This is a genomic window from Sphingobacterium paucimobilis HER1398 (assembly GCF_000416985.1).
GTDB lineage: Bacteria > Bacteroidota > Bacteroidia > Sphingobacteriales > Sphingobacteriaceae > Sphingobacterium > Sphingobacterium paucimobilis.
The window spans coordinates 160,616-182,758 of record NZ_ATDL01000018.1 but is presented as its reverse complement, the minus strand read 5'-3'; the positions used below and the strand labels follow the sequence as shown (position 1 = coordinate 182,758).

Here is a 22,143-nt window from a genome sequence, read left to right as displayed (position 1 = left end):
GATGGAGCTGACCTTACAGTTAAAGCGACTGGGCAAGAAGAGGGTGATCAACGTCCCTTATCAGCTGGAGGTGGTGCCCACTACCTTGAAAGAACTGATAACGGCATGTGTAAAGAATGAAGTACAGCGATATAATCGGAACAGGGAAGAGATACCTTTGGTATCCTTCCTGAATCCGCAACAGATAGGTGAACAGGCGGAAGGCGGAAAGATTGCATTTGGTGATATCGATAACCTGGAAGAGGTGGCTATAGAGAAGGCGCTAGATACGGCGATGCAGGCTTTTGAAGATGGCCTGTATGTGGTGTTTGTGGATGGTATGGAGCTTAAATCGCTGGATGCCCCAATACAGCTTCAGGATAAGAGCGAGGTGGCTTTTATACGATTGACCTTTCTGGTGGGGATGAGGTATTGAGTTAACAAGTGTATTGTTTCTACGTTATTGTGCAAAAGCGGAAGGTCTACAAACTGTATAGGGGTATTAACCTGAGTTCGATTGATGTAGAAGCTGTACATCTTATACAAAAGTCGCCTTAGCGGATTGGCAATAGCACTAGGATGTACTTCCGTTTTGCCAATACGGTACAGCGACGAGTTTTTTGCGTACTTTTTTGCGGAAAAAAAGTATGAGCCCGTCCGGCTTGAGGATAAACAATAAAGCATTATTGATAAGCAATGTAATAATAGTCCAGCTTAGGTTTCTAGATACTCCGATATTCGGAGAAGACTCTCGGTTACTTATCCTTAGTTTATTTCAGGAAAGCAATCCATGCAAGAGGCCCTGATTACTCAATCAGGGCCTCTTTTGTTTGTAAATAGATGAGTCTTTTATCTGGACATGGCGTGGATCACTTCCACGTGGGAGCGAAAAGCAGCCCAAAACGACTTGAACTCATTATATTTAATATTATATTCTTGACAGGTCTGCCTTACGATACGGTTGAGCGCAGGATAGTGCACGTGACTGATCTTGGGAAACAGATGGTGTTCTACCTGATAGTTGAGTCCACCAAGTATCCAGGTGAGTACTTTGCTTTTGGTTGAAAAATTGGCTGTGGACTGTATCTGATGGATCATCCATTCCTCTTTTACCTTGGCCTCATCAATGGTTTTGAACTCGGTCTCGGAGACCACGTGAGCCAGTTGGAATACGGTTGCTAGGCTCATGCCGCATACCGCTCCTGCAATCAATAGGCCGAGCAGTGTCGATAACCATCCAACAGTTAGAACTGGTACGACTACAAAAAGTCCGAAGTGGAAGATTTTACTGGTCCAGAAGATCAGTTTTTCTTGTAGGGGAAAATGGAACTTTTCGGGATTATTGCCCATGCGCTGTCTGAAATACTTTTCATAATCCTGATAAAAGATCCATGCTAAGTAGGAAATACCATAGAGCAAGGGAAAGTAAAAACGTTGGTAGCGGTGGTGTTTCCGTAGCTTTTGATCGTGGTGTATGCGCATAAATTTCACCTCGATATCATGATCTTCACCATCGATATTGGTGTAGGTATGGTGCGCGATATTGTGTTTTAGTTTCCAGAAATAGATATTACCACCCAATAGATTGAGCGAATAGGATAAAAATGTATTGAGGCGCTTGCTTTCCGAAAAGGAGTTGTGCCCTGCATCGTGCATGATATTAAAACCGATGGCGGCCAGATTGATGCCAAATAAGATACATAGTACTATAGATATAGCCCAGTGTGGTTGTACAAATACCAATAAACTGTAAAGAGCGACAAATGTCAGTAGTAAGATGGTCGCTTTGATAAAAATCCGACGATTGCCCGTTTTCTTTTGGAGTGTTTCTTTAAAATATTGATTGGTTTTTTCTTTAAGAGCACGCGAAAATAGCGCGTTCACATTGTTGAACTTGATGGTTGGGGTCATTGAAATGATAGTGGGGAAGTAAGTTGATTATTTAACGCCAGACTAAATTGACTAGACGATGTAAACTTACGATTAAAACTTTAATAACCTGCATGATAGTTCGTTAAATTGGTGTTAAATTATGGGTAATGAGGAGTGATAGAGGCTTCCGAGCTCGTATTCAACGAAAATTTATGAATATTGGAATTGTTGTATTTTTGATTTTAGAAACTAAAGTCTTATACTTGTAATCAGAATTAACCATCTATAATCTAACTCACTCGATGAATCGTCTGTGAAGTATAGCGTCAAACATGTACTTATTTTATATGGAAAAGCTTGTTATTACACAGTTGGATGATACGGAATTACAAACTCAGTTCTCTGGTTTTTATCGTGATAACTTTTTGAAAGTTAAGCTCACATTAGTTTTCATGGGGGTCGATGAGGAAACAGCTAAGGATATTAGCCAAGAGGCTTTTGCCAAACTATGGTCTGCTTGGACTCAGTTCGAAACAGATGCAGCACGTATGGGATTTATGAAGGTAGTGTCAAAAAACCTTTGGATAGATCGGTGCCGTAAATCCAAGTATGAGGGCATGTATCTTAGCGAAGCAGCGTACGCAAACAGTCTCTCGTCTGATATGCTGTATTATAAAGAACTGTTGGAGGCAACAGAAAAGGCACTTGAACCATTTAAAGATGACTACCGTAAGATTTATTTTGAGATTAAACTGAATGGATGTAGCTATAAAGAAGTCTCTGAACGCTTTCAGATCAATATCAAAACGTTGGAAAGGCATATGACTAAGATGTCTAAAACGGTACGGGGGTATCTTGAGAAATACTATGCTCATCTATCTTTACTGGTAGTTTTATTGAATTTTTAAAAAATAATGAGGGATATCTTAAACTGAAACGTTTAGAAGTACGATATGAAGAAGATAGAATCCCTCGATACGATGGTCCGCGATTTTTTGGACGGCCGACTGAGCTCGAAGAAGAGAGCTCGATTCTTACAATTTATTAAAGAGAATCCTGACGGAGATAAGCTCTCTGAAATACATTCCTCGTTGTTCGATCAAATACAACAGCTTTCTGAGGATGATCTTTTGCAGCTCCAGTATTTATTGAAGCAAGAAGACTTTGGGGTGGTACGTCCCTTATGGAAGAAGTTGATTCCTTATGCGGCGGCAATGCTCTGTATTGGCGCATTTTGGTTTTTTAATCAAGATCTCACGAATGTGACAGAGTTGGCAACCATTTCTAAAACTTCTCAAGTAGAACGTACTGTTGTTCTAGCGGATGGGTCAGAAGTCATTTTGAAAGATGACGCATTAATTTCGGCAATGAGTTTTACCGCTGATGAACGTAGCGTAACATTGATTGGAAGCGGCTATTTTAAAGTGAAATCCGATTCTAAACCTTTCTTTGTAAAAACGGAAGAGGGGTTCGTAACCCGAGTCTTGGGGACAGAGTTTGAAGTCTCTGCTGGGCAAAATATGTTTAGTGTTGCTGTTGACAAAGGACGTGTATTCGTTTCTAAAGATCACCAGGAAATTGCAGTGCTGCAAAAGGGAGATTATGTTAAAGTTACCGACGGAAATACAGAGCTGCATGCAACATTGGCTCCAAGTCTGAACTTTGAAAATAAATCACTTCGTGAAATTGTAGAATCATTGAATCAAAGTTATGATGCGCATATCGTATTGGCGCCAAATGTCAATACGGACATTAAATCGAAAGTGTCCTTTGATAGCAAACTTAGTGTGCTGGAAGCAGTACAGTTACTTTGCGAAATTAATAACCTGGACTTTGCTTTTGAGCATGATCAAATCGTATTAAAAAAATAGGTATACTGATACCTTCTCTCTAAAAAATAACCTTAATATTTTATTGAATGGATGTAAGACAACTCAGAAGGCTGACTGCCTTTGGACTATTGTTTTCGTTACCTTGGACGGTCTTTGGTCAGGATCTTAAAGACTTGAAGGCATCGGTTACGAACAATAAGGAACCGCTGGTTAATGTGCTTAGCAAATTGGAGTCTAAGTATAAGATTCGATTTGCGTATAACCTAGATGACATATCTCCGATTATGGTCGAATCGAGCTATAATAATGTCCTGCTTACCAAATTGTTGGAGGAAAAAGGATTCAAAGTGAGCGAACATACTGGGAATATTGTCGTCACTAAAACAGGCAATGAAAAAAGAAAGCAGCAAAGAAGAATTAATGGTGTGGTGAGGGATGAGCAGAATGTCAAGTTGGGAGGGGTGACAATAAGGGTGAAGGGAAGCACAAAAGCCACGTCAACGGATGAGTACGGTAATTTTATTATTGAGGCAGGAAAGGGAGATGTCCTACAATTGATGTTGGTTGGTTTTGTCCCTAAAGATGTTGTTGTGGGGGAATCCCTTGAGTTAAATATTAAGCTTGTACAGGAACAAGGTAATATCGATGAGGTAGTTGTAGTAGGTTACGGTACACAGCGACGTGAAAGTGTTATTGGTGCTATTACGACGATAAAACCTGAAGTATTGCAATCTAACCAGACCCGGTCTATATCGAATAGCCTAGCAGGTCAGGTCGCTGGTGTGATAGCGGTACAGCGCAGTGGTGAACCCGGATATGATAACTCGGATTTTTGGATACGTGGAATTAATACATTTGGTGCCAATGCGGCCCCTTTAGTACTAGTAGACGGTATCGAAAGAAGCCTGAACAATATCTCTCCAGAAGAGATTGCATCCTTTTCCATATTAAAAGATGCAACAGCTACAGCAGTTTACGGAGTTAGGGGGGCTAATGGTGTAATCCTCATTCAAACCAAAAGAGGAAAGCAAGGTAAGCCGAAGTTAACGTTTAAGACTGACTATGGAATCTCGGAGCCGACAAAACTGCCTCAGTTTGTAGGTGCTGTTAAATACATGGAGACAATCAATGCGGCGAATATTCTATCAGGGATGGCACCATCCTTTGAGGAGAGTAGGATCAAGAGAACGGAGATGGGCTATGATCCTGACTTATATGCCAATGTCAATTGGATGGATGCTGTAACTAAGCCTTATAGCAGTAATGGCAGGCTTAGTTTCGATATCAACGGTGGATCGGAAAGATTGCAGTATAGTCTCATTATGGCCTATTTTACAGAAAAAGGAATGATTGTGACAGATGATAGGCAAAACTATGATTCTCAATTGGGAATGAAAAAGTATAATCTCCGATCAAATGTTGACCTAAATCTAACCAGTTCGACAAAAGTGGCCGTAGGCATCGGTGGATTTATAAATGAACGTCGTGCGCCTGGGGTTGGGATCAGTTCGATTCTGAGCAGGGCGATGGACACACCGCCCAATAGCCATCCTGTTGTGTATTCGAATGGACAAATAGCTAAGATTGCAGCACGGTACAACCCCTGGTCAGATGCAACACAGACGGGCTATCAGCTACGTTTTGAAAGCAATCTGGAAACCTCGGTCAATGTGGTTCAGGATATCGGTATGCTGTTCCCTGTATTAGAGGGATTGAAAGGGAGCGTGTTGGCTTCATTTGATTCTTATAATATTCATAATCAGAAGAGGACGAAGACTCCGCGTACATTTTTTGCTACGGGACGGAATGAAGAAGGTGAGTTAATTACAACCGATGTGGACCAAGGACAGGAGTTCCTGAATTATAGCAGGGATTCAGGAGGCGACCGTACTATCTATTTTGAAAGTCGCTTGAATTATAACCGGACTTTCGGAGGAAAACATAATGTAGATGGATTGATGCTCTTCAATATGCGGGATTTTGTCGACCAGCGTGCTTCAACATCTATATTGTCTCTGCCTTTTCGAAATACCGGAATAGCAGCTCGTTCCGCCTATGCGTATGACAACCGATATTTTGCAGAGTTTAATTTCGGTTATAATGGTTCAGAAAACTTTAGAGTGGGTAAACGCTTCGGATTCTTCCCTTCATTTGCGATGGGATGGATGCCTTCTAACGAAGCATTTTTCGAGCCTTGGAGAGCTACTGTTTCTAAGCTGAAACTCCGCGGATCATGGGGATTGGTAGGGAACGATCAACTGATAGATACGAGAAGGTTTGCGTACATATCAACAATCGATGAGGTAAGTGCCTATTCATTTGGCTATACCAATAACTTCAACTATGCAAAAGCGTGGCGAGAAGGAGATTTTGGAATAGCAGACATGACCTGGGAAACAGCTGAAAAGCTAAATGCTGGACTGGAACTGGGGCTGTGGAATAATACGGTACATATACAAGCTGACTGGTTCAGGGAGAAACGACGAGATATTTTCATGAAGCGTAAGACTATTCCCGAAACTGCCGGATTCAACCTTACGCCTTATGCCAATTTTGGAAAAGTAGATAATCAAGGCGTAGAAGTCGAATTTTTAGTCAATCATCAGATTAATAAGGATTGGTTTTTATCGGCACGCGGAAATGTAACTTATGCAAAAAACAAGGTGGTGGAATTTGATGAACCGGATAATCTGAAATATTCAACGAGAGCTCAGACCGGGCAGTCGCTTAATCAGCATATCGGTTTGATAGCCGAAGGTCTGTACCAGTTTAAAGATTTTGAGGATGAATCGAAAGGAATACTAAAGGAAGGTATAGCTCAACCAATGTTTGGAAAAGTGCGAGCAGGAGATATCAAATATCGTGATCTCAACAAAGATGGAAAGGTAGATGCATACGATCGTGCCCCGATCGGTAAGCCATATGTGCCCCAGACGATTGTTGGATTTGGGTTAAACACACGATACAAGAACTTTGATATGGGGTTCTTGTTTCAGGGAGCAACAAATTTTAGTAATATGTTGCAGGGATCTACATTGGTGCCAGGAAGTGGCGGTGGTGGTACGGGGAATATCTATGCTAATGTGGATGATCGTTGGACTCCTGAAAATCCCTCTAGCAATGTTATATGGCCTAGACTTTCAAACATAGAGAGTAGTAATAATATGATGTATTCTACCTGGTGGTTAGTTGATGCTTCCTACCTGCGACTCAAAAATATGGAAGTTGGCTATACGCTTCCCAAATCAACGCAACAAAAGATGTGGATGAATAATGCACGTGTCTTTTTAAGAGGAAGCAATTTGTTGACCTTTTCTTATTTCAAAATGTGGGATCCGGAAATTGGTTCTCAAAATGGATTGAAATACCCGCTGCAACGGATTATATCGGGTGGGGTAGATATAACTTTTTAAAAAGAGACTGACATGAAAAAATTGATATGGATATGTATGTGTACAGGAAGCCTGGTGCTGAGTTCTTGTAACAAATTTTTAGATAAGATGCCCGATGATGCCCTGACTATGGAGATGGTATTCAACGATAGGCAACGGACAGAAGAATGGTTGGCTGGTGTATATAATAAAGTGCCCGATCCTTTGATGGATTACACGCGGCAATGGGGTTCAGTTTTTTTTACTGACGATGCCCAGATTGCGATAGCGATGGGACAGTTTAATGAATACTGGAAATGGATTGTGGCCAATAATCAGGGAGGGGTAAACCCAACAATGCAGCCGCCGATCGATATATGGGGCAATGCGTACAAAGATGTGCGTTCGGCAATGTTGTTTATTGAAAATGTCAAGCCTCTGCAGGATCAAGGACAAACGGCGGAGATGGTGCGACAGATGAAATTGGAAGCACGCTTTTTGATTGCTTTCTATTATCATAAAATGCTGGAAATATATGGTGCGTTTCCATTGGTCACTACCATGTTCTATCAGGATACACCTTTGGAAAAGATGGTACTACCACGTACTCCAGTAGATGAGATTGTGGCATGGCTAGACAAGGAATACACTGAATTAGCGACTTTGCTCCCTGTCAACTACAGTAATCCCGATCAAATGTTTGGAAGGCCCAATAAAGGGATATGTATGGCCCTACGTGCTCGGCTGGCTTTGTATGCTGCATCGCCACTGTTCAATGGTAATACCGACTTTGCAGATGTAGTAAACCCCGATGGTAAGGCTGTTTTTCCACAGAATTATGATGCTGATAAGTGGAAGCGAGCAGCGGATTTGACCCGCGAATTTTTGGATTTGGCGGAACAAGGTAACTATGAGTTATACAAAGAGTTTTATGGAAATGGTAAAATAGATCCCTTTTTATCCTTTCAGAATCTTTTCTTGAAAACTGCGAATGTGAATAAAGAAATTATTTTTGGCCGTGCTACTAATGCGCGCAATTGGTACAATTCAATAGGTAATCCGCGAGGATTTGTTGGAGGTTCAGGTTATTTTGGTTCGACACAGAACTTGGTCGATGCTTTTTTTATGAAAAATGGACGATCACCGATTACCGGTTATGATGCTAATGGTGGTCCGATTGTGAATCCGGCTTCAGGTTATGTGGAGACGGGGTTTTCAACTGCTGCGAATATCTATCCCAATACGAAATATAATCTCGGGGATGCCGCCAAGACGGAAGGTCTCGTATCGGATGTAGGAACATATAATATGTATATCAATCGGGAGCCTAGATTCTATATTACTCTATGGCATGATAACCAATGGATACCTCGTGCGGGCCGTAAGACTGCTTTTAAAAGCGGTGGTGTGGATGGAGGGCCTACACATGATTCGCCACAAAGTGGCTATTTGAATAGAAAAGGTATTAATCCGGAGGCGGATCCTAAAAATGGAAATGTGCCTTATCAGCCAGCTATTATTTTGCGTCTGGGCGAGTTTTATTTGAATTATGCCGAAGCTTTGAATGAGTCTGATCCGGGTAATCCTGATATTATGAAGTATGTGAATTTGATTAGGGAAAGGGCTGGGATACCTAGCTATGGTTCAAATAGCGATCAAATCAATGTCGCAAGTGATCAGGAAACTGTTCGAGAACTGATTCGAAAAGAACGCCGAGTCGAGTTTGCGCTGGAAGGCGATATTCGCTATAATGATATCCGTAGATGGAAAATCGGTGAGGAGATTTTTAAAACGCCTATCTATGGCATGAACCGAAGTGCAAATAATAATAGTTTTTATACAAGAACGGCATACATGACTAGATCTTTCGGCAAACGAAATTATCTATGGCCTATCTATCAGACTTACTTGGATAATAATAGTAATCTCGTACAGAATAAATATTGGTAAAATGAAGACAACAATGAAATATTGGATATTGTTTATCGTTGCTTTCTTTGCGTTGAGTTGCGGAGGCAAAGAGGGCTTGATACGGGACTTTGAGGATGGTATCGATGAGATCCCCACAGAAAACGAAAATAAGTTGAAACTACATGTTGGAAGCTATAATCTGCGCCTGATCACATCCAGTGATCTAGGGGTAAAGGATTGGGCGAATCGAAAGCAATGGGTCAGAAAGATAGTTGATACCCATGAATTTGATATATTGGGTACGCAAGAAGGAGTGATATCTCAATTGGACGATATCGTAATGGATAAAAATTATGAGTATATCGCAGTGGGAAGGGATGACGGCAAGTTAAAAGGGGAGACCTCAGGCATTCTTTTTAGAAAAGACAAATTCAATGTCTTAAGTACAGGGTCCTTTTGGCTGTCTGAAACACCTGCTGTGCCTTCGAAGGGTTGGGACGCCAATATAAATCGTATTTGTACATGGATTCAGTTTAAGGAATTGGTCAGTGGAAAAATCTTCTTTTTCTTTAATGTACACTATGATCATCAAGGAGCAGTGGCACGATTGGAGTCTTCCAAGTTGATGTTAGAGAAGATCAAGGAGATCGCGGGAGATAATCCTGCGGTAATGACAGGCGATCTCAATGCAGAGCCTACAACGGATGTATTGACCACGCTGACTAGTTCTTCGGTACTATGGGATTCCAAAACAGTGACAACTAGTCCAGCAGTGGGGCCTGTAGGTACGTTTTATGACTATGACCTTACTAAGGTGCCAACGTCGAGAATTGACTATGTTTTAGTGAATAAGTCTATAAAGGTGCTCGGTTATAAAGTTATCGATGATGACTTTACAACAGGTAATATTGCTTCAGATCACCTGCCTGTAAGTGTTGATATTGAGTTTTAATTTTATGATGAAACTGATGAAGAAAATATATTTATTCGTTATCGTCCTGCTTTTCTTTGGTTGTAAAGAGGAAGCAAATCTTTTCGAACCATTTGAAGACTTGGTCAGTCAATATCGAGTGGATGACGCTATTGTACTGGAGGTGTCTGCAAAGAAAATCGAGTTGGATCCTACGAAACGTAGGGTGCAGGCCTTGTTGGTAACATGGGAACCCCTAAAAGACATTGAAGCATTGTATCCGGTTAAATATCTGTTTAAGATGGATGTAACTGAAAATGGATTTACAACAGCCATTCCTACTATAGAAGTGGCTAAAGAACAGTTTTTTATAAGCTTTACGCATGAAGAGCTGGAGCGTATACTGCGAGAGAAGTGGAAAGTACAAGGTACAGGTGAGGTGTCAGTCAGTATAAGGGTGATTGCACAGGTGAGTTCGGATGATAAATTTATCAAACCGCTCTATTCTACACGTGATGTAATTATTAAACCGTTTGATGTAGAATCGAAGCCTTTATTCATCTATGGAGATGTAATATCGGCAGGTACTAGTTCCGAAATGAATGAAGTTGTGCCAGGAGAGCTTTATTCTTGGCGAGGAAAGCTGCAAAAAGGAGAGTTTTTGATTGCTAAAGTAATGGATGTGGAGTTCCCATCTTTTGGTAAAGGGGAAGGAGGTAGCGTGATAGAAGTAAATGAGGACAATGGTGAAGGTGTTGATCGGTTTGAAATACCTAAGGACGGAATCTATGCTGTGCTGTTTGACAGAACTAATCTGCGTATTGCGATTCAAGAGGTGCCTTATGCAAATATATATTTTGGAGGGTCGGCTACACCTACGCTATGGACTAATCCTGTGTTGATGACATGGGATCCTAATCGTCCTCATATTTGTCGAACAACAACGAATTTAGTGGCAGGTGAACTTAAGTTTTCAACAGAGGCCAACTTCTCTTCAGGTACTTTGCAGCTTCGTCCGATGAAACCAGATGGTTCTATTGATAGAGATTTGGATGTGATGGTGAGTATGTTGAAAGATTGGAAGTGGCGAGTAACAGCGGAACAGACAGGACGCTATGATGTGGAGCTGGATGTAGAAAGTATGAAAGTGAAATTTGTTAAAATAAACTAAAATGAAACAGACTTATGCAATACGATTCTTGATCTTGTTGATCGGAATCAGTTTATTTAGCTGTAAAGATAAAGAGGAGGAATCTATAGATAATAGGTTATTGGGAGTTATAGGCCTGATGGCCGAATCTGCTGATACCGGAGTACGGTTGATATGGGAGAACCCTAGTGATAGGACTTATGATAAGGTGGAAGTCAGTTATTTGGAAGGAGGTGAAAAGATTATCATTGTAGAACCAATTTCAGAGAAGTATTCGTCGATAGCGGTCAATTTAAAGAGCGATGCTGTCTATAAGTTTTTTGTAAGAGCTTTTTCTTCTGTATCTAATGAGTTTGCCGAGGAGATGAGTGTAAAAGGCCGTAAGCTCGTGGAGCTCGCTCCTAGTGATGAGTTAGAGAAACTGCTGAATGGTATCCAAATTTATGGGGGCGGAGGTGGTGCGCGTGTCGTATGGGAAAACTCTAAGGATCTATCCGCAATTATTGAGATTAAATATGATGATAAGTCCCTAGAGTTGGAAGCGGATCGCCTCATTAGGGAATACACGATACCGAATCTCGACATGAATAATAATTATACAATGTTAGTTCAGGTAAAATATGATAACAATATAAATACGAGGGTAAAAACTTTTACTGTGAGACCTGCACTAGGATTTAAAAGGATAGAGAATGATGGTTGGACGATTGTGGCGTCCTCGGAAGAGACGGTATCGGAGCAGGCTCCAGCCACAAATCTGCTGGATGGTAATCCGAGAACGTACTGGAGGACCAAGGTTTCTGGAACGGCGGTCAAATATCCTCATTATGTCATTATCGATCTGAAACGTGAACATAAGATACAGGGCTTGAGTCTTAGTCGAAAATTTGGAGATGAGGATTATTCTTCTTGGGACAATAATATTTCTTTGAGTACCGATGGTGTCACTTTTGCTGATAAGTATGTATACGCAAATGCAAGTAAAGACCCCAATCCGATTTTCCAGGTTGAGTTTAATCGTACAGTAGAGGGCGAACAAATGTATCTATTGCCTTACGTTCATACCGCAAGATATATTCGTATAGACATGTTAAGGGCTAGTAAAACTTATGCCGTGTTTGGAGATATCCATATTTATGGCGAGTAAGTAGTTTATTAAGTTGTGTCAGAAAGCCGTATTTCGAAAGAAGTGCGGCTTTCTTGTATTTTCTTCGCTCATTTACTAAGTTTGGCACTTTATATGCATTTATTACTAATCCAAAACTTATCCTGAGCGATATGAAATCTCCTGTTATCAAAGAAGAGAACTTGGGTCAACTCATTAAAGAGGGGAACGGTTTGGCATTTGATATGGCTTTCAAACAATATCGGGAATTGCTGTTCAGGCATGCCTATGCCATATTGCGAGATATGGATGATACGGAAGATGTGATACAGGAGGTGTATACCGATCTTTGGGAAAAAAGAGCGCTTATTCCTGATGGTATCGGTATCTCGGGGTACCTCTATAGTATGACGCGCAATAGGGTGCTCAACAAGTTGAAGCATGATAAAGTAATCGAGAAGTATCTGGAACATGCAGTTTATCAGCAAAAAATAGATGTGGAGGCTTCGGATCAGTGGGTGTTAGAAAAGGAACTTGCGACGATCATCGAGACCGAAATCAAGAAGCTGCCCCAGCGTATGCAAGAAATCTTTCTGCTGAGCAGAAAAGAAGGCCTTAGCCATAAGGAAATAGCTGCTCTTTTGCAGATCACCGAAGGAACATCGAAACTACAAGTGTCCAAAGCTTTAAAAATATTGAAAAATAATATACTGGTAATCATTACTTTAATGGTTGTTGGTTAATAATTCTCAAACTCTTATATATCCTTTGGTCGTTAAAATTGTTTTATCTATATAAGCAATTTTTATCATTGACCATGATACCTGAAGAAGTACAGAAATTAATAGCGAAATATAATAGCGGAGATATCTCCGAGGAGGAACGGTATGCACTATACCGCTGGTATAATAACCGTGCCCAGGAGCCTGCTTTTATCGACGAAGCGGAAATGCAGTTTCGATTGGATCGTATTGGTCGTCAATTACCAGAAGTAAGCGAGAAGCGTATTTCTGTTATCAAGCCTTGGTACAAATGGGCGGCAGCGGCAGTAGTGCTGTTGGTGGGAATAGGTACGGCAGTACTTCGTATGGAACCGGAGCAATCGAAAGAAGAGCCACTGATTGTGAAAGTGGATACAGCCGCATCTGCTCAGTTTATTACGGCTGATAATAAGTCTATTTCGATCAACACGATAGCAGTTGGTGATACCTTGCTGTCGGAGGACTTGCTGCTCTATAAAACCGAGGATGGTTATATCGCCTATGAATACCGAGAGGGCGTAGCCGAGGAGGTGAATGCTAAGCATACGGTACGTACACCAATAGGTACGGAGAGTAAAATATTATTGCCGGATGGTTCGAAGGTCTGGTTGAATGCAGCTTCGGAACTGACATTTGCGAAGCAATTGGGCAGTAAGGACAGAACTGTATTTTTGCAGGGAGAGGCATACTTTGAGGTGGCCAAACAACCCATCGATGCCCATCATTTCGCTACATTTCAAGTGCATTCAGAGAAACAGGTAGTTGAGGTATTAGGAACTAAGTTTCGGATTAAGAGCTACGTAGACGAACCGGTCTCGAGTACGAGTCTTTACGAGGGATCGGTCAAATTACAGACGCTGAATGCTTCGGATCGAACGGACAAAACAGTGTTGCTCAAACCGGGGCAACAAGGTCTGTTTAACCGGGAAAATAATCTCCTTGATTTCAAAAATATCAGCGAGTCTGAGCCGCAGACTTGGCGTGACGGTTACTTTAGTTTCCATGGGGCCTCACTGGAAGAGGTATGTCAACAGCTGGCACGATGGTATCCTATACGCTTTGAGATAGAGCAGGGAATTCCTAAGGGAGAGTATCATGGTGATATCCCGAAATCATATACACTCAATGAGGTGTTGGATATCCTGATACAGGATAAGATGAAGTACCGCGTTTATAACAGAGACAATCAAATGGTTGTAAAACTAACACAATAATAATAATTCTAATCTAATCGTATTTTATGAAGCAGTTTACTTTTAGAAAAAACTGGAGATGGAGCGGTATTCCTGTAGTAAAACAGGTTGGTACAGCTTTATTCTGTCTGTATCTCATGCAGAGTACACCCGGATTTTCGTATGCACAAACGTTGAATGTAGAGGCCAAACAGAAAAGTCTGAGCCAGATTTTTGAATCCTTAAAAAAGGACAGTGGTTATCATTTTTTCTGGGAGGGAGGCGATTTTTCGGGTACACGTGTGGATGTATCGGTCAAAGGAGATATCAAAGAGGTGCTGGATGCCCTTTTTGAAGGATTACCCTTGGACTATACCCTGCACAAGAAAACCGTGATCATTAAGTCTAACCCAAATAATATGCGGAAAGCGGTAAAACAGGATGTAGTAGGGCGTATTATTGATGAAAAGGGAGAGGCTATTGCTGGAGCTATTATTAAATACAGCAGCTCGGGCAAGTATGCGACAGTAGTAACGGATGCTAAAGGAAGTTTCAGGATAACGGCAGCCAAGTTTCCGGTGCATTTACAGATCAGCTATCTGGGCTACAAGCCACAGGACTATGTGGTCGAAGCGGCTAATCAGCCCGTATTGGTACAGTTGCGTGTTGCGGAGACCCAGATCGAGGATGTGGATATTGTCTACACGGGATATCAGAGTATATCTAGAGAGAATACGACAGGGGCTAGCGCTGGGGTGAAAGAAGAGGAAATTGAGCGTCGAAACAACAGTTCCTTGGACAATATTTTAGAAAATTCGGTACCAGGACTAAATAGTTATACGACGCCTGATGGAAAAGCAGATATGCGAGTAAGAGGAGGAAGTTCCTTACGAGCGGGTACAGCTCCATTAATGGTTGTAGATGGCTTTCCTGCAACAATTATGCCTGATGTAAACGAAATAACAGATATTAGGGTATTGAAAGACGCAGCAGCAGCAGCTATCTGGGGATCGCAGGCTTCCAATGGGGTTATTGTTATTACCACAAAGAAAGGAAAAATAGGTGGCCCAGTTATTCAGTACGCTGGAAATTTACGTGTACAGATGCGTCCTGATTATTCCGCGTTGCAACGTGCGAATGCAGCTCAGGTTATCGATTATGAAAAGGAACAGTATGATAAAGGTTATATCAATTCAAGTCGCTTTAGAGGTACTTCTGCTGGGTATTCTCAATCTATAGGTATTATTAATGCGTATGATCGCAACGAGATCGACCTTGCAGAACGAGATCGACAGTTGGGATTATTGGCAGAAATGGATAATCAGTCACAGGTTGACGATCTGTTGTTAAGGAATGCAGTTAATCAAAAGCACTTCCTTTCTATTTCTGGAGGATCGGATCGCTTTAGTTACTATACCGGAGCCAATTTTGACTATAGTGTTGCAGGTACTAGAGGAACACAGGATAAGAATATGGTCTTGACGAATCGGATGACCTATAAGCTTGCCGATTTTGTTAGTCTGCGTAGTAATATCGCGATGGAGTATGGTTGGGGTAATCAAGGATATAGCTCATTGATGGAAGAAATTAGAAAGCTGCAACCTTATCAGATGCTAAAGGATGAGAATGGAAACTTAGTGAATAATTACTTCGGTTATAACAAAATAGAGAACGATCGTTTATTGGGATTGGGATATTTGGACTACGGGATGAACCTAGTTCAGGAGACTAATCTTGCCAACAACCGGACTTCAGGTTTTGGTGTCCGCAGTATCTTCGGATTAGATTGGAAAATCATCGATGGATTGACGGTGTCTAATGACTTTGTGTATGAGCGTTTGGGAGGAAGGCAACGTAATCTTAATGATGAGCAAAGTCTTTTTACTCGTAATCTTATTAATCGGTTTACAACCTATGATGCTACTACAAAGAAGTATGAAAAAATGATTCCCATAGGTGACGTTTTGGATGTTACCAATAGTAGCAGTAGACGAATAGCATCGAGAAATCAAGCTAATTATCAAAAGACTCTACTAGATAAACATTACATCAATGTACTAGTTGGTTTTGATATCAGTAAATATATTACCGATGACACGCAACAGCGATTATTGGGGTATAATGATGAATTGAATAGTTCACAGGACATCGATGCTAAAGTGCTGGCTAAGGGAATCAGAGATTGGGAAAATAAGCTACAATCGTATTATGCTTCTTCTTATAACCAGATGAGATTCAAAGAAAACAGGGAGTACTCGTTTTATTCGACGCTAGCCTATACTTATGATCGACGGTATACTATATCTGGAAGTTTTAGGAATGACTACTCCAACCTATTCGGTGCTGATCCTAAGTTGAGAAAGACGCCATTGTGGAGTGTTGGTGGAAAGTGGTTGGCACATAATGAAGCATTCTTTAATACTGATTTTATCTCAGAATTGAGTTTTCGAACAACTGTCGGTGTTACGGGTAATTTTGATCGTGATGGACAAACAACAACTTACCTTACCGCTACTCGTTTCTTTAATACTATTGCTGACAGTTTTGTCGCACGCTTACAAACACCTCCTAATGATAAATTAAGATGGGAAAGTACAAGAACAGTTAATGCAGGTGTTGATGTAGGGGTGTTGCATAATAGATTTACGTTGTCTTTGGACTATTACGATAAATATAGCTATGACTTACTGGGCAGTCAAACATTGGATCCAACAGTGGGATTAACGAATGCTTCTATCAATGCAGCCGAATTGTCCAACAAAGGGCTCGAGCTAGGCTTGACAGCTGGTATTATTCGTAATAAAGAGTTTAGTTGGGATACCCGTGTCAATTTTGCTTATAATAAAAGTAACGTCCTATACAATAGAATTACAGATACGAATCCGGTAATTAATAGACCGCGCAATGTGGTGCCTTATCTGGAAGGTTATGAGCGAGAGTCATTATGGAGCTATAGATGGGCTGGATTGGATGAACAGGGGAGACCCCAGACGTATGATGAAAATGGTGATAAGGTGTTAGAACCTGTCTTAGCTTCTTTGGAACTCAACGGAACGAGTCGTCCGCTTTATAGTGGTTCATGGAACAATGAATTTATGTATAAAGGGTTCAACCTATCAATCTTTACTGTATTTAATGCAGGGCAAAAAGCGCGTATGGAAATGCCTAGTATGGATGGCTATGCTACAAATAGTGCCTACAATAATAAAATAGCGAATCGATGGAAGCAGGCTGGGGATGAGCAAAAGACTGATATCCCAGCGTTGGTATCGCAGGATGATTTTGATGAATATGGGCAAAGTATTATGCGTTTGGCGACATTGTCAAGCAATTCAGTTTTTGACGCTTCTTTCCTACGGATCCGTGAAATACAACTGGGTTATACAGTTTCGGACCGCAAGATATTACGACAATTGCCTTTTAAAAGCATCCGCGCTGTAGCGCAGATTAACAATGTATATCTCTGGAAGGCCAATAAGTCAGGTATCGATCCCGAAGCCGTATCTGGAGCTACTTATCAATTGCCACAACCGAAGGTGGTAACCTTTGGATTGAACTTTACCCTTTAATTAGATTGAAATGAAAAAAATATTTTTCGCCATATTATTAGCAACATCTTTTTCCAGTTGCCAAGACTATTTGGAAATTCGGCCTAAAGGATTGTTTATGCCCAAGATGATGCAGGATTACGAGGAGTTATCCTCAAACCCTTCCTATAAAAGTAACGGTAACGGGTATTTGGAACGAATGTCAGATGGTGTTTTTGTACCTGATGCTTCGGTTCGTGCTGCAATGAGTAGTTCTTTTTCTAAAACTTATATTTGGGCACCAGAATATTATCTAGATACCGAATCCGACGGAGCTTGGGATGGCAATTATAATAATATCTATAATGCAAATATTATTTTGCAAGCCTTGGACAATATACCTGATGGTACTACAGAACGTAAAAACATCGTAAAAGGAAATGCCTTATGCAATCGGGCGTACGCCTATCTGAATCTAATATTGCTGTATGCGCCTTACTATGACGCGACAACGGCTGATACAGATCTAGGGGTGCCATTGATAACAGCGCCTGATTTGGAAGCAAAACCGAAGCGTGTATCTGTGAAAGAAGTTTATGATTTAATTTTGTCAGATTTGACAGAGGCACTGCCTTTGTTGCCAGAGGTGGGGAAGAATGTGTACCGAAATAACAAGGCAGGTGCCTACGGGATTTTGGCAAGATTGTATCTTAATATGGGCAACTATGAGAAGGCAGCTGCGAATGCAACAGAAGCATTAAAATATAATACGACGCTATTTGATTACAATACATTGACTTTTAAGGATCCAACTAAACCTGCACTAGGATGGAAGGTAGTACCAAGGCTATATGAACATCCAGAAATGTTATCTTATTTTGCGTCTTCATTTACTTCAATATTAACCAATTCGCACATATCGCCAGATTTGCTTGAGGTAATCGATGCAAAGGATTTGAGATTGAAGTTTGGTTGGAGTCCTACCTACCGAGACGGAACTCCTGTTGAAGAGCTTTATCCAATTTATATTACTGCAGACATTAACTACAATATCGCCGTTCCTGAGATGATGCTGATTGTCGCAGAAGATCATGCGCGTGCAGGTCGTGTGGACCAGGCCCTGGCACAGTTGAATACATTGCGTAAGAAACGCTTTGCACCTTCAGATTATAAAGATCTGGCTGCTGCCAATAAAGATGAAGCGCTGAAATTGGTGATCAACGAGCGCAGGATTGAGTTGTTCGGTAAAGGTCTACGTTGGTATGATATGAAACGTTTGGATAAAGATCCAATGTTTGCGAAGACGTATACACGAGCAAATACCTATCAGGAGTTTAAACTGGAAAAAGGTTCTCCGAATTTCGTAAGTCAGATTCCAGCTAAGGTAATGCTGCTTAATCCTAATATTCTGCCTAACCCAAGGTAATATTATACCATACTCGTGGAGGAGGATTTGTTGCCTCCTCTATGTTGTTTTTTACACACAATTTATATGCGAAAAAACTTACTATATAGTTTACTGTTTGCCTTTATGTGCTCTATCGGCGGGGTCTACGCACAGGGCGATTTTAAAATTAAAGGAGAGGTCGTCACGGATAAGTCGCTGACATGGGCCTATCTGTACAAGATGGAAAACGGCCGGAAGCTGCTGGATTCGGTACCTGTCGTGGATAATCAGTTTGAATTTGTGGGTTCGGTGGATAAGGCTTATTCGGCGAGTGTCGCAGTGAAGGGTATACGGCGAAGTGTGTCGTTTTACCTGGAGCCTGCTACCTTTTATACCCGTATAGAGGAAGACTGGGCGAAGCCGAGTCCTGTGATCGGTGGGGTTCAGAATGCGATAGCTAAAGGGTACGAGGCTGAAAACAAGCGAATACAGGATACGATGATGGTGTTGGGGCAGAAGTATGAGCATGCTGATGCTGAAGGAAAAGTAAAGCTGAGTCTCCTGATGGAAGAATGGAGCGAGCAATTGGACTCGACACGTTATCGATATATTGAGAACTATCCGAGTTCACTGGCTATAATCGATATCAACAGACCTTACTTTGCGGTTTTGAACTACCTCAAACTGGACCGTATGAAGCGCTTGTTCGACCCAAGCCTGAGCTATTCGTATGTTTATCAGGAATTGGACAAGTACTACGAACAGAAAAAGTCTGAATATTTAGTCGGACAGCAGGCTCCTGCCGTTAAGACAAAAACAGTGGATGGAAAACCATTTGACCTTGCTAGTCTAAAAGGCAATGTGGTATTGGTGGATTTTTGGGCCTCCTGGTGTGCTCCATGTCGTGTAGCAAACCGGAAGCTCGTACCAACCTATGAGAAATATAGATCCCAGGGATTTGAGATTGTATCGATATCGATGGACGATAAGGAGAATCTCTGGAAGGATGCTATTAAGAAAGATGGGATTCCTTGGATGCAGGTGTCCGATCTCGTGGGTATCAAGGGAAGTTCTATTGCTAAAGCTTACTCGGTAACGCAGCTGCCTACTTTATTTCTGATTGACGAAAATGGAAAGGTCATCCATCAGAATATAGATCACGAAGAATTACTTACGTATTTAAAAACACGATATGAACAGTAGAAAGATTATTTTAAGCGGTCTCGCCGTACTCTGTGGATTTTCTTTTGTGCAAGCACAGGAAAAGTCGGTCACGATAAGCGGGCGAATCGATGGTCTGGGAAATCAAGAGGTCAGATTTATAGATCCTGTCAAAGGAGAGGTGGCAAAGGTTGCTGCTGTGCAGGATAGTTTTTCGTTCGACGCGAACATCAATGTTAGCGATCAGCGCTTCTATACCCTGCATGTACCGTCTTTGGGAGATCTGGGACCATCTATGAAACGTCCTGCTATTTCTTTTATCGCTGGGGAGGATCCGATCCAAATCCATGCGGTTATCGCCGATGGGAGTTTGCGAGACGAAAAGATCAGCGGCTCGAAGGGCATGGATGATTTCGACAACAGTCAGAAAAGTCTTGTGACAAACGAGGCGATTGAAGCTGCCGGAAAACGGTATAACGATGCCTTCCACGCTTACAATACGGTATCGCAGACAGAAGAAAACATGAAGGTATTGAAAGAGGAAGGACGCATATTGGATTCATGTTACGGGTTGCAGCGCGAAGAAATTATGCAAAAGGTAGCGGCCAATAGAAATTCGTTGACCTGGGCCACATTGGCTTCGCAATATTGCCCTCCTGAATCGAATAAAGAGGGATTGACGGCGTTCCTGTCACTCTTTAGCGATGAAGTCAGAAAGGAAAGCTATTACCTGCAGAATTTTCAAACGCATCTGAAGCGCTATAATCAGACGGATGTAGGACAGGTAGCACCTAATTTTGAGCTCGCTCAGTTAGATGGTAAGACGGTGACTTTGGAAGCATTCAAGGGTAAATATGTACTCTTGGATTTTTGGGCTTCCTGGTGTGGCCCCTGTCGAAGAGAGATGCCGCACGTGAAGGCTGCTTACGATCAGTTTAAAGACAAAAAATTTGAGGTTTTCGCAGTATCTATTGACTCGAACAGACCTGCTTGGGAGAAAGCTTTGAAGGAAGATAGTATGCCGTTTGTCCATGTGTTGGACAATAAGAAGGGAGAGGAGAGTCCGCGACTATTGTATATGGTACAGGCTATTCCAACTAACTTTCTGATTGATCCGAATGGAAAGATAATAGCTAAGAATCTACGTGGTGAGGAACTGTCGAAGTTTTTGAGTTCTATCCTGTAGTTGCTGCAGGACAATAATATGTTGAAAAACCGTAGGTGTGTCGCCTACGGTTTTTTTATGAATGAAAAAGCCCACATTACTGTGGGCCTAAACATAAAAACTATAGTAAAAATCAATTTTCGATTAAGGGTAGGTGGTTACTACTTTACTGACTTTCCATCCATCCGCTGTCTGTAGCATTGTAATGTAGTCGATGCGCGTGAAATTCTTGAATGTCATGGTTGCTTTGCCTACAGCTGTGTTGCCTGCTTCGTCCAGTATTTCATAACTGGTTTTGCAGTCATATTGTAATCCTTTATTCTCCTTTAAAAAGCGCAGATACTGTGTCTTGTTGGATACCTGGTCATTGGAGCTGTTGCGATATTCAAAATCGTTGGTATAGAGGTGCTTGTTGTATAGGACATTGCCCGTAGATATGGTCTGAAGGTAGGTCAAAGCAATAGCCTTGCTGTCTAATTTCTTAAGCGGGTTGGCTGTTTCTTTGGCTGATGCATGGAATCCAAATGCTAAGGTAAAAAGGGTTGCGATTGTTGCGATTGTTGTTTTCATGTTAATTTCTTTCTAGTTGTTGTTATTTTTTGAATAAACGCTTGTCGTATTTGTTGATTCAAAAGTAAGCACAGATAGGTTCCTGGGAAATTGACTTTCGACCAATGAATTTTATTTTTCGGTAAAATCGGAGATTGTTTCGGTGAAAATTGACAGCGGAGGAATCGGGGTCTGGTTTCTAATCTAATTCTTAGACTACATTAGATTTTTTTAATAAAGTATTAACACATTGATACGTAGTCTATATTTACATCGGAAAACTTAAAAAAT

General features: G+C 41.3%; 16 protein-coding genes. 14 read left to right on the top strand and 2 right to left on the bottom strand.

Features of this window, described 5'->3' with window-relative positions:
* Window position 1 precedes the first annotated feature (1 nt).
* Entirely contained in the window at window positions 2-415 is a 414-nt protein-coding gene (locus M472_RS40030) for a hypothetical protein (protein WP_021071646.1), read from the top strand.
* Between the two features lie 413 nt (window positions 416-828).
* Here the strand turns inward: M472_RS40030 and M472_RS40025 are convergent, their stop codons facing one another.
* On the bottom strand, window positions 829-1,890 hold the full coding sequence (locus M472_RS40025) for a fatty acid desaturase family protein (protein ID WP_021071645.1): 1,062 nt from the start codon (window positions 1,888-1,890) through the stop codon (window positions 829-831).
* A gap of 308 nt (window positions 1,891-2,198) precedes the next feature.
* Here M472_RS40025 and M472_RS40020 point away from each other — a divergent pair, with 308 nt between their 5' ends.
* From M472_RS40020 to M472_RS44665, 13 genes are all read left to right on the top strand, one after another.
* On the top strand, window positions 2,199-2,759 hold the full coding sequence (locus tag M472_RS40020) for an RNA polymerase sigma factor (RefSeq protein WP_021071644.1): 561 nt from the start codon (window positions 2,199-2,201) through the stop codon (window positions 2,757-2,759).
* Window positions 2,760-2,804: 45 nt separating this feature from the next.
* Window positions 2,805-3,722, top strand: a complete 918-nt coding sequence (locus tag M472_RS40015) for a FecR family protein (protein WP_021071643.1) — start codon at window positions 2,805-2,807, stop codon at window positions 3,720-3,722.
* A 47-nt stretch (window positions 3,723-3,769) separates the two neighbouring features.
* A complete protein-coding gene (locus M472_RS40010) occupies window positions 3,770-7,096 on the top strand; it encodes a SusC/RagA family TonB-linked outer membrane protein (RefSeq protein ID WP_021071642.1) in 3,327 nt (1,108 codons plus the stop codon).
* Between the two features lie 12 nt (window positions 7,097-7,108).
* Complete coding sequence (locus M472_RS40005) at window positions 7,109-9,004, top strand: RagB/SusD family nutrient uptake outer membrane protein (protein WP_021071641.1); 1,896 nt, start codon at window positions 7,109-7,111, stop codon at window positions 9,002-9,004.
* 1 nt (window position 9,005) lies between these two features.
* The gene (locus tag M472_RS40000) at window positions 9,006-9,917 is read left to right on the top strand and encodes an endonuclease/exonuclease/phosphatase family protein (protein ID WP_022829430.1); all 912 of its coding nucleotides are present in this window, start codon (window positions 9,006-9,008) and stop codon (window positions 9,915-9,917) included.
* 16 nt (window positions 9,918-9,933) lie between these two features.
* Window positions 9,934-11,046, top strand: a complete 1,113-nt coding sequence (locus M472_RS39995; RefSeq protein ID WP_158499931.1) for a SusE domain-containing protein — start codon at window positions 9,934-9,936, stop codon at window positions 11,044-11,046.
* Between the two features lies 1 nt (window position 11,047).
* On the top strand, window positions 11,048-12,172 hold the full coding sequence (locus M472_RS39990) for a discoidin domain-containing protein (protein WP_021071638.1): 1,125 nt from the start codon (window positions 11,048-11,050) through the stop codon (window positions 12,170-12,172).
* A 131-nt stretch (window positions 12,173-12,303) separates the two neighbouring features.
* A complete protein-coding gene (locus tag M472_RS39985; RefSeq protein WP_021071637.1) occupies window positions 12,304-12,873 on the top strand; it encodes an RNA polymerase sigma factor in 570 nt (189 codons plus the stop codon).
* A 74-nt stretch (window positions 12,874-12,947) separates the two neighbouring features.
* Window positions 12,948-14,105 carry a FecR family protein gene (locus M472_RS44675; protein ID WP_021071636.1) on the top strand — a complete coding sequence of 386 codons (1,158 nt, stop codon included), beginning with the start codon at window positions 12,948-12,950 and terminating at the stop codon, window positions 14,103-14,105.
* 26 nt (window positions 14,106-14,131) lie between these two features.
* Window positions 14,132-17,632 carry a SusC/RagA family TonB-linked outer membrane protein gene (locus M472_RS39980; protein ID WP_021071635.1) on the top strand — a complete coding sequence of 1,167 codons (3,501 nt, stop codon included), beginning with the start codon at window positions 14,132-14,134 and terminating at the stop codon, window positions 17,630-17,632.
* 10 nt (window positions 17,633-17,642) lie between these two features.
* Window positions 17,643-19,016 carry a RagB/SusD family nutrient uptake outer membrane protein gene (locus tag M472_RS39975; RefSeq protein WP_021071634.1) on the top strand — a complete coding sequence of 458 codons (1,374 nt, stop codon included), beginning with the start codon at window positions 17,643-17,645 and terminating at the stop codon, window positions 19,014-19,016.
* A gap of 66 nt (window positions 19,017-19,082) precedes the next feature.
* Window positions 19,083-20,180, top strand: coding sequence for a TlpA disulfide reductase family protein (locus M472_RS44670; protein WP_021071633.1), 1,098 nt, complete (start codon window positions 19,083-19,085; stop codon window positions 20,178-20,180).
* Window positions 20,170-21,324 carry a TlpA family protein disulfide reductase gene (locus M472_RS44665; protein ID WP_021071632.1) on the top strand — a complete coding sequence of 385 codons (1,155 nt, stop codon included), beginning with the start codon at window positions 20,170-20,172 and terminating at the stop codon, window positions 21,322-21,324. Before M472_RS44670 ends, M472_RS44665 begins: the two co-directional genes overlap by 11 nt.
* 123 nt (window positions 21,325-21,447) lie before the next feature.
* Here M472_RS44665 and M472_RS39965 read toward each other — a convergent pair whose 3' ends face one another.
* Complete coding sequence (locus M472_RS39965; RefSeq protein ID WP_021071631.1) at window positions 21,448-21,873, bottom strand: nuclear transport factor 2 family protein; 426 nt, start codon at window positions 21,871-21,873, stop codon at window positions 21,448-21,450.
* Window positions 21,874-22,143: the final 270 nt, after the last annotated feature.

Coding starts and splice junctions, on each gene's coding strand:
- M472_RS44675 (WP_021071636.1), top strand. CDS start 12,948: ATGATACCTGAAGAAGTACAGAAATTAATAGCGAAATATAATAGCGGA.
- M472_RS40015 (WP_021071643.1), top strand. CDS start 2,805: ATGAAGAAGATAGAATCCCTCGATACGATGGTCCGCGATTTTTTGGAC.
- M472_RS39990 (WP_021071638.1), top strand. CDS start 11,048: ATGAAACAGACTTATGCAATACGATTCTTGATCTTGTTGATCGGAATC.
- M472_RS39980 (WP_021071635.1), top strand. CDS start 14,132: ATGAAGCAGTTTACTTTTAGAAAAAACTGGAGATGGAGCGGTATTCCT.
- M472_RS40030 (WP_021071646.1), top strand. CDS start 2: ATGGAGCTGACCTTACAGTTAAAGCGACTGGGCAAGAAGAGGGTGATC.
- M472_RS39975 (WP_021071634.1), top strand. CDS start 17,643: ATGAAAAAAATATTTTTCGCCATATTATTAGCAACATCTTTTTCCAGT.
- M472_RS40020 (WP_021071644.1), top strand. CDS start 2,199: ATGGAAAAGCTTGTTATTACACAGTTGGATGATACGGAATTACAAACT.
- M472_RS39995 (WP_158499931.1), top strand. CDS start 9,934: ATGAAGAAAATATATTTATTCGTTATCGTCCTGCTTTTCTTTGGTTGT.
- M472_RS39985 (WP_021071637.1), top strand. CDS start 12,304: ATGAAATCTCCTGTTATCAAAGAAGAGAACTTGGGTCAACTCATTAAA.
- M472_RS40010 (WP_021071642.1), top strand. CDS start 3,770: ATGGATGTAAGACAACTCAGAAGGCTGACTGCCTTTGGACTATTGTTT.
- M472_RS39965 (WP_021071631.1), bottom strand. CDS start 21,873: ATGAAAACAACAATCGCAACAATCGCAACCCTTTTTACCTTAGCATTT.
- M472_RS44665 (WP_021071632.1), top strand. CDS start 20,170: ATGAACAGTAGAAAGATTATTTTAAGCGGTCTCGCCGTACTCTGTGGA.
- M472_RS40000 (WP_022829430.1), top strand. CDS start 9,006: ATGAAGACAACAATGAAATATTGGATATTGTTTATCGTTGCTTTCTTT.
- M472_RS40005 (WP_021071641.1), top strand. CDS start 7,109: ATGAAAAAATTGATATGGATATGTATGTGTACAGGAAGCCTGGTGCTG.
- M472_RS40025 (WP_021071645.1), bottom strand. CDS start 1,890: ATGACCCCAACCATCAAGTTCAACAATGTGAACGCGCTATTTTCGCGT.
- M472_RS44670 (WP_021071633.1), top strand. CDS start 19,083: ATGCGAAAAAACTTACTATATAGTTTACTGTTTGCCTTTATGTGCTCT.